The 13,843-nt window shown below is 55.5% G+C and carries 8 protein-coding genes; 3 read left to right on the top strand and 5 right to left on the bottom strand.

Annotated features, from left to right (window positions below):
• Nucleotides 1–31 precede the first annotated feature (31 nt).
• Nucleotides 32–3,385, top strand: coding sequence for a family 16 glycoside hydrolase (locus RSSM_RS09710; protein WP_008677310.1), 3,354 nt, complete (start codon nt 32–34; stop codon nt 3,383–3,385).
• 122 nt (nt 3,386–3,507) lie between these two features.
• Here RSSM_RS09710 and RSSM_RS09705 read toward each other — a convergent pair whose 3' ends face one another.
• From RSSM_RS09705 to RSSM_RS09695, 4 genes are all read right to left on the bottom strand, one after another.
• Entirely contained in the window at nt 3,508–4,995 is a 1,488-nt protein-coding gene (locus RSSM_RS09705; protein WP_008677308.1) for a DUF1501 domain-containing protein, read from the bottom strand.
• A 64-nt stretch (nt 4,996–5,059) separates the two neighbouring features.
• Entirely contained in the window at nt 5,060–6,133 is a 1,074-nt protein-coding gene (locus RSSM_RS34640; RefSeq protein ID WP_008677306.1) for a DUF1553 domain-containing protein, read from the bottom strand.
• A gap of 61 nt (nt 6,134–6,194) precedes the next feature.
• On the bottom strand, nt 6,195–7,787 hold the full coding sequence (locus tag RSSM_RS34635) for a DUF1549 domain-containing protein (RefSeq protein WP_008677304.1): 1,593 nt from the start codon (nt 7,785–7,787) through the stop codon (nt 6,195–6,197).
• A complete protein-coding gene (locus RSSM_RS09695; RefSeq protein ID WP_144059695.1) occupies nt 7,784–9,385 on the bottom strand; it encodes a sulfatase in 1,602 nt (533 codons plus the stop codon). Before RSSM_RS09695 ends, RSSM_RS34635 begins: the two co-directional genes overlap by 4 nt.
• Before the next feature lie 807 nt (nt 9,386–10,192).
• Between RSSM_RS09695 and RSSM_RS09690 the strand changes: the two genes are divergently transcribed.
• Together RSSM_RS09690 and RSSM_RS09685 are read left to right on the top strand one after the other, a co-directional pair.
• Nucleotides 10,193–11,920 (top strand): purine-cytosine permease family protein, encoded by a 1,728-nt coding sequence (locus RSSM_RS09690; RefSeq protein WP_008677298.1) that lies wholly within the window; start codon nt 10,193–10,195, stop codon nt 11,918–11,920.
• A 13-nt stretch (nt 11,921–11,933) separates the two neighbouring features.
• Nucleotides 11,934–13,451 carry a mannitol dehydrogenase family protein gene (locus RSSM_RS09685; protein WP_008677296.1) on the top strand — a complete coding sequence of 506 codons (1,518 nt, stop codon included), beginning with the start codon at nt 11,934–11,936 and terminating at the stop codon, nt 13,449–13,451.
• 163 nt (nt 13,452–13,614) lie between these two features.
• Here the strand turns inward: RSSM_RS09685 and RSSM_RS34630 are convergent.
• A partial coding sequence (locus RSSM_RS34630) for a hypothetical protein (RefSeq protein WP_044302043.1) occupies nt 13,615–13,843 on the bottom strand: 229 nt, incomplete at its 5' end.

Here is a 13,843-nt window from a genome sequence, read left to right as displayed (position 1 = left end):
AATTGACACCGTCCGCCGATCCTTTCAATGAGTGGTCTTGAAATTGCTTTGCCATCCGAATTTCTCTCGTTTTGTCCGAACATTCGTTGTGCTGCTGTGCGTCCACGCAAGTGTTTGCGCTGTTGCAGATGACCAATCAGAGGACGCTAAGAAGAACCAAGAAGACTGGATTACGTTATTCAACGGGAAAGATCTTTCCGGTTGGACCCCAAAAATCCGAGGGCATGAACTCGGCGTGAACTATGCCGACACCTTCCGGGTGCGGGACGGTTTGCTCGTCGTGACGTACGAAGACTACCAAAAGAGCGATTCGACCAGCATTGATAGTGGGAAGCCGAATCAGTTCGACAAATTCGGTCACCTCTTCTACAAGGACACGTTCTCACACTACCTCTTAAGAATTGAGTATCGGTTCGTTGGAGAGCAAATCGCAGGCGGGCCGGGATGGGCATACCGAAACAACGGGCTGATGCTACACGGGCAAGACCCACGTTTGATGACGCTTAACCAGAAGTTTCCGGTTTCGATCGAGGTGCAATTGCTCGGTGGAAATGGCACCGACGCTCGCACAAACTTGAACCTCTGCACCCCGGGGACCAACGTCGTTTTAAACGGTTCGCTTTTCAAACCACACTGCACTAGCAGCAACTCCGATACCTACCATGGTGACCAGTGGGTTACCGCCGAGATCGAAGTTCGTGGGAATGAAATTGTACGTCACCGGCTTAAGGGCAGAACGGTCCTCGAGTACTCCAATCCACAATACGATCCTCGTGATCCGGAAGCGGCGGCGCTGATCGTTGACGACCAATTGATGCTCGATCGGGGGACGATCTCGATTCAATCGGAGAGCCACCCGACTGAGTTTCGTAAAATCGAACTGCTTAACTTGGAAGGCTCCGTCGACTCGGAAGCAATCGGTGGCAGTGATGCGACTCCTTTGGATCAAGCAATCGATCGGTTCGTCGGAAACTGGGCGATTCGGTTTCCCGATGGTGCAGCGGGATGGATGTCGTTGCAAAAAGACGCCGGCGAGTTGAGCGGTGAATTGTGGACGGTGGGTGCCCCGAAGAAGCTCACCGATGTCGACGTTGTTGACTCAACGCTTCAGTACCGCCATCAACGTGCGTTTGGCGAACCGGAATACCCGGGCGGCCCACCAACGGGAAAGAAAGAACCACGACTGCATCTCGCGACGATTCATGAAAACCAGTTGTCGGTGGTTGTCCAGCCTTCAAAAAGTAATCCCGATGGTCCGACGCTCAGCTATACCGGGACGAGACTCGCTGCACTTCCGCCGAAACCCGACCTCAAACGTGTGACCTTCGGGGAGCCGATCGTTTTGTTCAACGGAAAGGATTTGACGGGATGGGAGCTGACCAATTCGGCACAAGAGAACCGTTGGAAAGTCGTCGACGGCGTCATGGTGAACGAGACGCCGAAAACATCGTTCAATCCATTCGCTCGTTACGGCAACCTGAGAACGGAAGAGGAATTCGAAGACTTCAACCTGACGCTCGACTTCAATGTCCCGCCAGGCGGCAATAGCGGAATCTACCTTCGTGGACGTTACGAAGTGCAAGTCGTCGACCGCGACAGCAGAATGCAGGGCATCATTGGGGTTGGCTCACTGTTTAATCGCATCAATCCCAAATTGAATGCGGGGAAACCGGGAGGTCAGTGGCAGAACTACGACATCACCCTGGTTGATCGCCATCTGACCGTGGTGCTCAATGGCGAAAAAGTGATCGACAACGAACCGATTGCCGGATGCACCAATGGCGCCTTGGACGCAGATGAATCAAAACCCGGACCGATTTATCTGCAAGGTGATCACACGTCCGTCCAATATCGAAACATCGTCTTACGCCCGGTCACCAAGAACGATAATCATCCCGAGTGCTGCGCACCTCAACCGGAAACACAAGCGAAGTCAAACCGGCCAAATATCATTTGGCTGATGGCCGAAGACATGGGACTGGATCTCGAGTGTTATGGAACTGCTGGAGTGCAGACGCCGCATCTCAATCGGTTGGCGACAGAAGGAACGCTTTACACCCACGCGTACTGCTCCAATCCGATCTGTTCTCCGAATCGTTCGGCGATGATGGTGGGGGTGGATCAAACACGCACCAACAGCCAACACCATCGCAGTAACCGCGACGTCCCGCTCCGGTCGCCTTACAAACCAATTACCTCGTTTCTGCGGCAATCGGGCTACACATGCTTGCTCGGTCACAGCACAGTGATGGCGGGCGGTACCAAGATCGATTGCAACTTCCGAACTGATGAAACAGGGCCGTACGACGGCGTTGAGAACTTCGGTCTGTTTGACAAGAAAGCCGACTTCACCGCCGCGGACCAACCCTTCTTCAGTCAAATTCAACTGAAGGTCACCCACCGTGGCGATTGGTGGAATGATGTTCGCCGGCAATCGGATGATCCGGTGGATTGCGATCACGTTGTTCTGCCTCCCTTTTTTGCCGACACACCCGAGATACGTTACGACTGGGCCACCTATCTCGATACCGTCGAGTACATGGATAACGAAGTCGGCACGTTAATGCAGTCCCTTAAAGATCAAGGCCTCGACAAGAACACCGTCGTCATTTTCATTGCCGACAATGGGCGGTGTAACTTGCGAGGAAAAGGTTATCTTCACGAGTCTGGTATCCATGTTCCCATGATCGTTTGGGGGCCTGGGATCGTTTCGGAAGGAAACGTGGTGGATGAACTCGTTTGCACCACGGACATTTCAGCGAGTGTCTTGCATTTGGCGGGGGTGGATCTTCCTCAGTACATGACCGCGAGTCCCTTCATTGGCGTGGATGCTCCGAACTATCGAGAGTACGTTCGATCCGCGAGAGACATTTGGGATGAAATCGATGAGTGCTCGCGAAGTATCACGACGAAGCGATTCAAGTACATTCAAAACCACATGCCTGACGTTCCGTGGGACGCACACCAAGCGTACTTAGACCTGAACCGTCCGGCTGTTCACGTGATGCGGAGGCTCGCTCGAGAAGGCAAACTCAGTCCGGCTGAGCTGACGTTCTTCGCGGACCAAAAGCCCGCCGAGGAACTTTTTGACCTGAGTCGTGATCCCGACGAGATGCACAATCTCGCCACTGATCCGGAGTACGCCGCGGTGCTGGCAGAGTTGCGAACTCGCGAATCCGAATGGACTTCCGCGAACGAAGACTTTGGGTTGGCGGATCTTCATCAACGCGAACCAGAGATCGGCCTCGCCGGTGAACTCGCCCGCGACGGCGTGCGTGATAATGAGCCGGAATTGTGGAAGCGGCTCGAGAGCGGCGAGTTGATGGCTACCCAAGAATGGATGAAACGCTACAAGAAGAAAGCCAAACGTCCAAATAAGAAATAGCCCCGTTACGAAAGCGTTTGGACGTGTGCGATTCCCGTGGCTGGATTCGCTAGAATTCAGTCCACTGAAGTCTGGCGACGTTGGATATGTCGGATACGTCGATTCTCAGAAACGCTCGCAGCCTACGCGAGAACGTCTTTGACGACATGGCCATGCACGTTCGTCAGCCGACGTTCGAGACCGTTGTGGTAGTACGTCAAACGCTCGTGATCGAGTCCCATCAGGTGCAACAGTGTCGCGTTGAAGTCGTAAACGGTCGTTTCGTTGACCGCCGATTTAAACCCAAACTCGTCACTCTCTCCGTAACTGAATCCTTTCTTGACGCCCGCTCCTGCGAGGAAGCACGTGAACGCGTCCGGGTTGTGATCTCGACCGGTCCCGTTGGCTTGGAGGAATGGCATTCGTCCGAACTCGGTGCACCATACCACGAGTGTGTGTTCCAACATGCCGCGTTGTTTCAGGTCGGCGATCAATGCCGCGGTCGGTTGGTCCATGATCTCGGCTTGCATCGCGTGCGTTCGCTCGATGTTACTGTGTGAGTCCCAGTTCGTGATGCCATTTCCACCGGCAGGGTCGCTTCCGTTGAACAACTGCACGACGCGAACGCCCTTTTCGAGCAACCGTCGAGCGAGGATGCAATTGTTCGCGTACGCTTTCTTCAACTCGGTCCCCGTATCGGTGCCGTAGGCTCGGTGCACGCTCTCGGGTTCATTCGCAATGTCCATGACGTCCGGGACCGACGTTTGCATTCGCCCGGCGAGTTCGTAACTGGCGATGCGGGCCGCGAGATCAGCGTCGCCAGGGAACTGTTGCAGGTGTTTCGCGTTGAGCCGTTGCAGCAACGAGACACTCGCCCGGTCGGCGTCGGATGTGTATGCGTTGGGACGTCCGAGGTTCGCCGGCGGGTTGGCCGCGGTGAAGTCCGTTCCTTGGAACGCGGCGGGGAGAAAACCGCTGCCAAAATTGTTCTTGCCGCTACGGGCTAATCCGCGAGGGTCATTGATCGCAACGAAAGCCGGCAGTTCATCCGTTTCGCATCCGAGTGCATAGGTCACCCAGGCACCAAACGAAGGAAAGCCTTCCATCGTGAAGCCGGTGTTGATGAAGTTCTCGCCCTGCGGGTGAGCGCTCGTCTGCGTGGTCAGTGAATGCATGAAGCAGAAATCGTCCACCATGGATGCAAGATTGGGCAGCAGGTCCGAGACCATTTTGCCGGTCTCACCGCGCGGACGGAATTGCCAGAACGGTTTGGCGATATTCCCGGTCGGCCCCTCGAACGTTACCGCGGGGATTCCAGGCGGCTTTTGTCCGTGCAGTTTGTATAGGTCTGGTTTGTAGTCGAAGGTATCGACGTGGCTGACCGCGCCCGGGCAATAGATCACCAACACCTGCTTGGCGGGCATTTCGAAATGCGGTGACCGCGGCGCGTAAGGATTCTCATCGTCGATGTTGGGACGAATCGGTCCGGTACCCGAATTTGATGCCAGTAGGTTGTCTTTGGCGAGCAACTGAGACAACGCGATCGCGCCGAGCGACATTCCGGATTGCCCGAAGAACGATCGACGATTGAGCAGCGAGCGGCCGACAGGCGAGAGTTTTTCAGGGTTCATCAGACTCTTTCAAGGGGCGTCAGGGAACGACGATTGGTTAGCGGGGAAAGTGGTGGCGGGCAGGTCACGGCAAGAACGCAAATTCATTCGTATTAATCAGCGTTCTGCATAGCAGTTCGAGGCTTTGAGTGGTCGCGACCGCCATCGACGCGTCGAGTTCGTCTGTGGTGGGTTGGCGACATAAAAGCAATTCGAAACACCGAGTGACTTGATCCTCGAGCGATCGGCCGCGTTCCGATCGTGCTCGCTCGGCCAACAATTCCGACTGCCGGACGACGAAGTCACTGTTCATCAAATTGAGTGCTTGCAGCGGCGTTGTGGAAACAGGACGTTTGGCACGAATTTGTCCACAATCGGGAAAGTCGAATGCGGTAAAGATGCGATCATCCACGCGCCGCATTCGTTCCTGGTAAAGCATTCTCCGCCACGTTTGATCGCCATAGTTGTTGACGACTTCCCACTGGGCGTAGCGTTTCTTGACGTTGTGAATCCGATAGCTCGGACCCCCGATCGTCCGGTCGAGACGTCCGGATGCCTGCAGAACACTGTCACGGATCACCTCCGCTTCGACACGTCGCGGCGGGAAACGCCACAGCAACTGAGCACCGGCGTCTTTGGCCAATCCTTCATCGTTGGGGGCACTGGATTGGCGAAATGCTTTCGACAAAACGATCATCCGGATCATGCTCTTTGTGGACCATCCCGATTCGATAAATTGGCCGGTCAACCAATCGAGTAATTGCGGATGCGTTGGAGTCGCTCCCGCGCGGCCGAAATCGCTCGGGGTGGCGACAATGCCTGAACCGAAGAGATGATGCCAAATCCGGTTCGCCATCACCCGGGCCGTCAGCGGGTTGTCGGGCGAAACCAACCAATCCGCGAACGCTTTGCGACGCTCCGGTCCGGGGCGATCCGGTTCAATCCCGAGTTCGCCGCTGAGTCTTTGGGGGGCCGCCGCATGAACCAAATCGCGGGGACTCTCCGGGCTGCCTCGGGCGAGAACAAACGTTTCGACCGGTTCAATGAACTGAGCCAAAAACGCAGGCTGCGGACCTTCGACCAGCAATGCCGCGATGATCTCCTGGATCTCGGTCTGCAACGCTTGGCGTTCGCTGTTGTCGGTCGATTTCTTTCTCATCGCTGCCGTGGAAGCAAACGGACTCCATTGCCCGGAATTATCACGCAGTTCGATTGTGAAATCACCGTATTTTTGATTTGTTGATTCCTTCGAGATAGTCCGTCTCCAGGAAATCCTCACGGTTCGAGCTCATTCGAATCGTTTCCACCGTGACCGTTTCGGGAAAGCTCAACTCGAGCCATGGTTTTTCCTTGTTCCCCTTTTTACTAACACCTCGCCAGCCTTTTGTTCCAAAGACACCGTTGTTCAGGTTGCTGGTCGGTTGGCTCGCCACGTGGGTCGAGGGATTGTCACGAATCGTTGCCCCGAACTCAGGGGCGAGAACATTGCGATGGTCTTTTCCCGATTCGAGCACTTCCATTTCATCCATCATCACCCAACGGCCATGGAAGTCGATTCGCATCTCGTCGATCGTCTTGGGGGGGAAATGAATCTCTTCATATCCCGTCCAATCTTCGACCCACGCCCAACCCTTCGATCGCATCTTGTTTCGCAGTTCGGCGAGACGTTCTCGCAGTTCCGCGTCTCGGCGGATGCGAGGGTGGTCGGCCGATAATTCCGGAAACCGACTGCCAAACTCGACGTCTTGGAAAGCCGCCGACATCGAGTAGTAGTCCTGAATCGAGATCGGATCGAATTTGTGGTTGTGACAACGCGCGCATCCAATCGTGACACCCATCATTGACGCGCCAACGGTCTGCAGGATCTCATCCATCCGGTCCGCTCGGGCCTGTCGAATCGCGGTGGGTTCTTGGCCGACCGTCGCGGCGGGGACGTGCGGCCCGGAGACCAGGAAACCGGTCGCGTCGCCTTGGCCGAGAGCATCGCCCGCGATTTGATCACGGACAAAATCGTTGTAGGGTTTGTCTTCGTTAAAAGATCGCACCACGTAATCACGGTACATCCACGCGTTTTTGCGATACAGGTTGCTCTCGCTGCCGTTGGTCTCGGCCCACCGAATGACGTCGAGCCAGTGCTGTGCCCAACGCTCACCGAAATGCGGCGACGCTAGCAGTTCGTCCACGAGATCCTCGTAAGCCGCATCGGCATCTTTCGAAAAATCGCGCTGGAACTGGTGTGTCCGCTTCGGAGTCGGCGCCAATCCGGTGAGCACGATCGATGCACGACGGATCAGCGACCGTGCGTCGGCGGGAGGTGAGAACGAAAGCGAGGCGTCGCGCAGTCGCGAGTTCAAGAATTCGTCAATGTTCGCGTGGTCGAACTCAGTCTGCCGAGGAAGAAACGCCCAGTGGTCGATTTCCTCTTCGACGACGTCGTCCATTTGGCCGGGCCAAACCGCGCCCGCTGCAATCCACTGCGTGATCGTTGCAATGTCTTCGGCGGCGAGTTTGTCCTCGTCGGGAGGCATCGCCATGTCTTCGTCGACATGGTTGATGACCTCGATCATGTAACTTTTCTCGGGCTGGTTCGGGACCACAGCAGCCAAACCGGAATCCCCGCCACGCAGCATGTAACCGCGTCGGTCTAAACGCAGCCCGGATTCCTGTTCATCCTCACCATGACAGAACAGGCAGTTGTCTTCCAAAATCGGAAGCACGTCGTTCTCAAAATCAATCTCTGCCGATTGCAGACGCTGCATGGGAAGCGTCTGCGCGGCGAACGCAAAGAGAACGATCCAGATACGAAGATTCATAGTGTTGCCTCCCATCCGGCGCGGAATTGTTTCAACAACTGCGTTACCAAGTCAGGTTCATCCGCAGCGATGTTTTGGGTTTCGTGAGGATCGGTCTGATGGTCGAACAATTCGACGTAGATCGGTTCGGCATCGAGGTCACGGCGGTCTTTCCAAACGACGATCCGGTAGCGATCCGTCCGCATGGTGAAACCGGTGAGGTGTTTCTCAAACAGTTCGCGTTCCCAACGATCGGGAAACTGTTCGGTGATCCGGTTTTCTACCTGTTTGATCAAGGGACCAAACCACGTTTCTCGCATCGCGGGCGAGAGCGGGTTGGCCGCCCATTCGCGAAGTGCCGGGTTGGGATACTGACTGAACGCGGCGGTTTTCCATTTTTGGCCGGGATCGTCTAACAACGGCACGAAACTGTGTCCTTCCACGTGAGGCGGAATCGAAACGTGCGACAACTCGCACAACGACGGATAGATGTCGACCAATTCCACCAACGCGTCCGTCTTCGCACCGCGGGTTTGCATTTCCGGTGTCCACACGATTAAGGGGACACGTGTTGCAATTTCGTAGTTGGTAGCCTTGCCCCATACCCCCATGTCGCCGAGGTGCCAACCATGATCGCCCCACACCACGATGATGGTGTTTTCGCGAAGGCCGCCTTCCTCGAGTGCGGCGATCATTTTTCCGATCTGCGCGTCGACATAGCTGACACAGGCGAGATAGGCATGTTTGAGCGTTCGCGACAATTCCGGGCCGATCGATCCCGACTTGGGAATCCCTGCCCGGGTGCGAAGTTCGAAGGATGCATGCAGCCCCATGGTGGCCCCCGATTCAGGAGCCTGCTGTTCTTCGGCCATTGGGATCTCGGTTGGATCGTACAGATCCCAGTACTTTTTCGGCGCGATCCAATTCAGATGGGGACGCTTGAAACCGAGCGCCAAGAAGAAGGGTTTGTCCGGTTCCTGAGACAATTCTTTCAACGTTTCGATCGCGAGCAACGTGTTGTAGCCGTCGACGTAAGCGTGATCGGGCACGTCCGCACATTCATAGGCCGGGCCGCTCGCGAGTCCACGTTTCGCCGCCTCGCCGTACTTGGCGATCATGCGTCTGCGGTCCTCCGTCTGGATTCGTTGATTCTCGGGCAACGCGAAACCGCTTCGCAACTTTTTCACGCCCGCAACGGATCTCACCGGGGCCCGACTCCACGATTTATCCTCGTCGGTGTCGCCTTGATGGAAAATCTTGCCGACGTAGACGGTTTCGTATCCGTGGGCGATCAAATGTTGAGGCAGGGTGACGATGTCAGGCTGCAACTCGCGGAGTGACACATAGTTATGAAACAGCCCGGTGGTTTCGGGCCGGGCGCCGGTCATCAAACTCGCCCGCGAGGGGCGACAAATCGCTTGCTGGCAATATGCCCGATTGAACAGCAAGCCGTCTTTGGCGAGGGCGTCGAGATGGGGCGAAACCGCGATCGGAGATCCGTAGCAGCCCAACTCAGGACGCAGATCGTCGACAGCGATGAAAAGGATATTGGGTTTCTCAGCCGCATCCACACTCACAGCGATCGCGAGCACGCAGGCAATAGCAAAAAGTCGTTTCAGTAGTGGCACGTACGTTTCCTTGACCGGCTAGGCATTCAAACAGTGGCTGCGCACCGGTGTGAACACGGCCTTGCGAGTTCGGCCGCACCGGGCCTGCTGTTATTGTAATACAAAAGGGCTCGTTTGTTGAGAGGGGATTGCGATCCCAAACGACATATTTACCAATCGCCGTCTACCTGCCGTTCTTCGGCGCAGCTACTCCGTCTCTGCGTCACGCGAGTGAATGAAACGGGTAGCCGAGACTCGGCGTGTTGCCGGCTTCGCATCGATACGAAGCGAGCCGAATTTGTCACGGTTAAAACGGGCAACCCGGTCGATGAAAAGACTGACGACAAACCGTCGTGGGATCTGTTTCGAATTTGCGTCATCTTTGTTGTTTGACGCAGCGGATTTAGACATTCGATGCGCTGCTGTTTAGACACGACGGTGTCACGATGTCGGATCGTCTTGTGTTTGACGTTGGGAAGTGCTGAGTGTGATGAGGGGGATGGGCAGAGCGAGCGATTCATTTCGTTGCGTTGGAACGTGGCGTCACTCCATTGCGACGTTTCGCCACGCAATTCCCGGTTGCCTTGACGTCATCATATTAACAGAACTCTTTGGTGATTCCTGTTTCGACGATTCCTGCTTGGGCAGAGATCCCTATCGAGACAGTGACTCTTTTGCGGGCAGTGACTTTTGATTCGCGAGTGATGCGGCAAATCAAGCCGGTCCGCCCATCGCTGATCTTGCATCAGATATACTCAATGGACCTTCCGATCCTGGGAGATCTCCCTTTCATGTCCACCTTCTCAACCTATTCTTAATATGACCGCGGATTCCAGTCAGCAAGCAATTGCGAACATGAAGCAGGAGCAACTTCCTGTCCCCGAGCACCGACTGCATGGTTGGACTCACTTCGTCGGGCTTTACGCAGGCGAGCACGTTGCGGCGACCGAATTTGTGATTGGTGCCACCTTTGTTGCTCTCGGGGCATCCACTACCGACATCTTGATCGGCTTGCTGGTAGGTAACATCCTCGCGATCCTCAGTTGGACACTCATCACCGCGCCGATCGCGGTACAGACGCGTCTGAGTCTCTATACGTATCTGCATAAGATCGCGGGCGACTCGATGACGAATCTCTACAACTGGGCCAACGTGCTCATTTTTACCGTGATTTCCGCTGCCATGATCACGGTGTCGTGTACGGCGGTGAGGCTGTTGTTCAACATACCCGCTCAATTGCAGTGGTACCCGACCGACGCTCTTTTTGTAGCGATCGTGCTCGCCGTCGGAATGATCGTTGTCCTGGTGGCGATGTACGGTTTCAACGCCGTTGCTGAGTTCTCGGGATTGTGCGGGCCTTGGCTCGTCGTCATGTTTGTCAGTGGCGCGTTGGTTTTGTTTCCGGCACTCGCCGACGCGGTGTTAGGCAGGTCGACGCTCGACGGTTTTCAAGACTTTATCACGATCGGCGACCATTCGATTTGGACGGGCGTCAACGCGCAGGGTGAAAAAGGCATCGGTCTGTTGGAAGTGATCGGGTTTGCTTGGGCGGCCAACACGATCACCCACTTCGGCCTGATCGACATGGCGTTGCTGCGTTACGCGAAACGTTCCATCTATGGGTTGTGCACGAGTGCGGGCATGTTGTTCGGGCACTACGTTGCGTGGATCGCCTCTGGAATCATGGGCGCTGGCACCGCGGTTCTTTTGAAATCAACGATCGTCGAACTCGATCCGGGTGACGTCGCCTACCGCGCCTTGGGCATGTCGGGTTACGTGATTGTGATCATCGCGGGTTGGACGACGGCTAACGCAAACCTCTACCGAGCCGGTTTGGCTGCTCAAGCAATCTTCCACAATCATTCTCGTAAAATGGTGACGTTCACGGTGGGCTGCGCGACGGTCGTGATCGCGTGTTTCCCGTTCGTGTTTGGACAAATGCTGCCGCTGTTGACGTACGCAGGTTTGCTCGTCGTTCCGGTTGGCGCGATTGTCTTTGCGGAGCACTTTGTCTTCCCGCGCATCGGCTTCACTCGTTACTGGGTCACGTACCGCAAACTCAATCACAGCACGCCCGCAGTCGGGTCGTGGATCGCAGGACTCATATTCGGGTTCGGGCTCAATGCGATGCAGGTGATGTCGTTCTACTATCTCTTCTTGCCTACATGGCTGTTCACCATCGTCGTCTACACGCTGTTGGCGAAGAGCTATGGGGCTGCGGAAAAGTATCCGGTTGAGGAAGAGGCCGAACGCAAGATGAACGTCGCGATCGCGGAATTCCAAAGAGTGCAAGCCGAGGAAGAAGGCGAGCCGATCGAAGATCATTCGACGCTCTCAAAAGTCTTCCGGGTGATCTCTCGGACCAGCCTCGCGCTCACGCTCGTCCTAGCGGTACGGGTGATGTTCTGGAGCCCCAACATGGAAATATACGTGGACAACCGGGATCTCTTTTACACCTGGGCGTTTGTGTTCACGATTACCTACTTTGTTTTTGCCTACGTGGTCCTACGTCGTCGTAAAGCACTCAATCCCCAAATCGCGAGCTAGCCGTAGAAATCTCATGAATATCAAACAAGAAACCATCCCGCTGAACGAGGAAAACCTGCATCGATTGCCACCGGATGTCGCGCGGCCGACCTACCAACGCAGCGACTTGAAGACGGGAATCATTCATGTGGGCGTTGGCGGATTTCACCGTTCGCACGAGGCGTACTATACCGATCTGCTGATGGGAGACGGTGACTCGCAGGCCGATTCAAAAGCATGGGGGATCTGCGGTATTGGGTTGCGAGAACCCGACCGTAGGATCGCCTCGGTCCTCGAAAAGCAAGACTACCTTTACACGCTGATTATCCGTCACCCCGATGGCAAGATTGAGAATCGAGTGATCGGATCTCTCATCGATTTCATGATGGGGATCGACGATCCGGGCGCGGTCATCGATCGCATGGCGAGCCCGGATACCAAGATCGTTTCGCTGACAATTACCGAAGGCGGATACAACCTCGATGCCGCGACCGGCGAGTTCGACATCAACCATCCCGACGCGCAGCATGATCTAATAAATCCGGAACAACCCAAGCTGGTCTTCGGTTATTTGACCGCCGCGTTGCAGAAGCGACGTCAGCAAGGCCTGCCACCGTTCACGATCCAGTCGTGTGACAACATCCAACACAATGGCGACCTGACCCGGCGAGTCGTCTTGGAGTTCGCTCGTCACCAGGATGAAGAGCTCGCAAAGTGGATCGAAACCAACGTTGCGTTTCCCAATGCGATGGTCGACCGTATCACTCCGGTGACGACCAACGACGATATCGAGTATCTCGAGAACGAGTTTGGCCTAGCCGATGAATGGCCGGTCACCTGTGAACCGTTCTGCCAATGGGTGATCGAAGATCAATTTGTGAACGGACGCCCCGAGTGGGAAAAAGTGGGGGCACAGTTCGTTCCCGATGTGACGCCCTATGAGAAGATGAAACTCCGGTTGCTCAATGCCGGGCACTCCGTTCTCGGTCTACTCGGTTCGGTCTATGGTCACGAAACCATCGATGGTTGTGTTTCGGATGAACTCTTCGCGACCTACCTGCGGCGATTCATGGACGTGGAGGCGACGCCGGTCCTCGATGCGGTCGAGGGAATCGATCTGGCTGCGTACAAGGACACGTTGATCGAGCGTTTCGGAAACCCAAACATCAAAGATCAGCTCGCGAGAATCTGTTTGGAGAGTTCGAGCAAATTACCGGTCTTCTTGGTCCCAACCATTCGCGAGAATCTCGCGAAGGATGGCAGCATTCGGTTTGCCGCACTGGTCATCGCGGCGTGGTGTTACTACAGCGATCGCCAGGTTGACCAACACGGCAAAGAACTGGATATCGTTGACGATAAGAAAGCCGAACTGCACGAGGCTGCAGCGGGTACATCGAAGGATCCGTTGTCGTTCTTGAAGATCACGTCTGTCTTCGGTGACCTCGCCCAAAGCCAAAGGTTCACGGAAGTCTATGCCGAAATGGTCAACGCACTGTATCGGAATCCCGACGTGTCGGTGCTCATGAGAGAGGCATTGCGAGCCGACGGTTAAAACCTGTTCGCGAATCCATCGTTGGGGCTGTGTTGGTTCCATACCCAATTGATTCAATCCGCGGTTTAATCGGCAAAGAAGTTTGCGTCGCGGAGTCTTGAGGAGACTCCGCGGCACGGGCTCGAACACGTTTGTTGAGTCTCGCGCGGTTTCACCCGAGGCCTTACGGCCGTTCGGCTCCTAATTTCAGCTTGGTTGTTTCAAGGCTGCGTCTACCTTTCCGTGAGCCGAAGTGCGTAAGCACTCGGGTTTTGGGCGTGATGGGTTTGCATGCTCTTTCGGCGGTTTCACCCGAGGCCTTACGGCCGTTCGGCTCAAGCTGCGCGGGGTTCCGAAGTGTTTGTTGAGTCTTGCTCTCGTGCTTCATCACGATCAGGAATGAGGCTTCAAGG

This window comes from Aporhodopirellula sallentina SM41 (genome assembly GCF_000346505.1).
Classification (GTDB): domain Bacteria; phylum Planctomycetota; class Planctomycetia; order Pirellulales; family Pirellulaceae; genus Rhodopirellula; species Rhodopirellula sallentina.
Note: the sequence above shows the minus strand (reverse complement) of the source record. Positions and strands in the feature narration are given on the sequence as shown.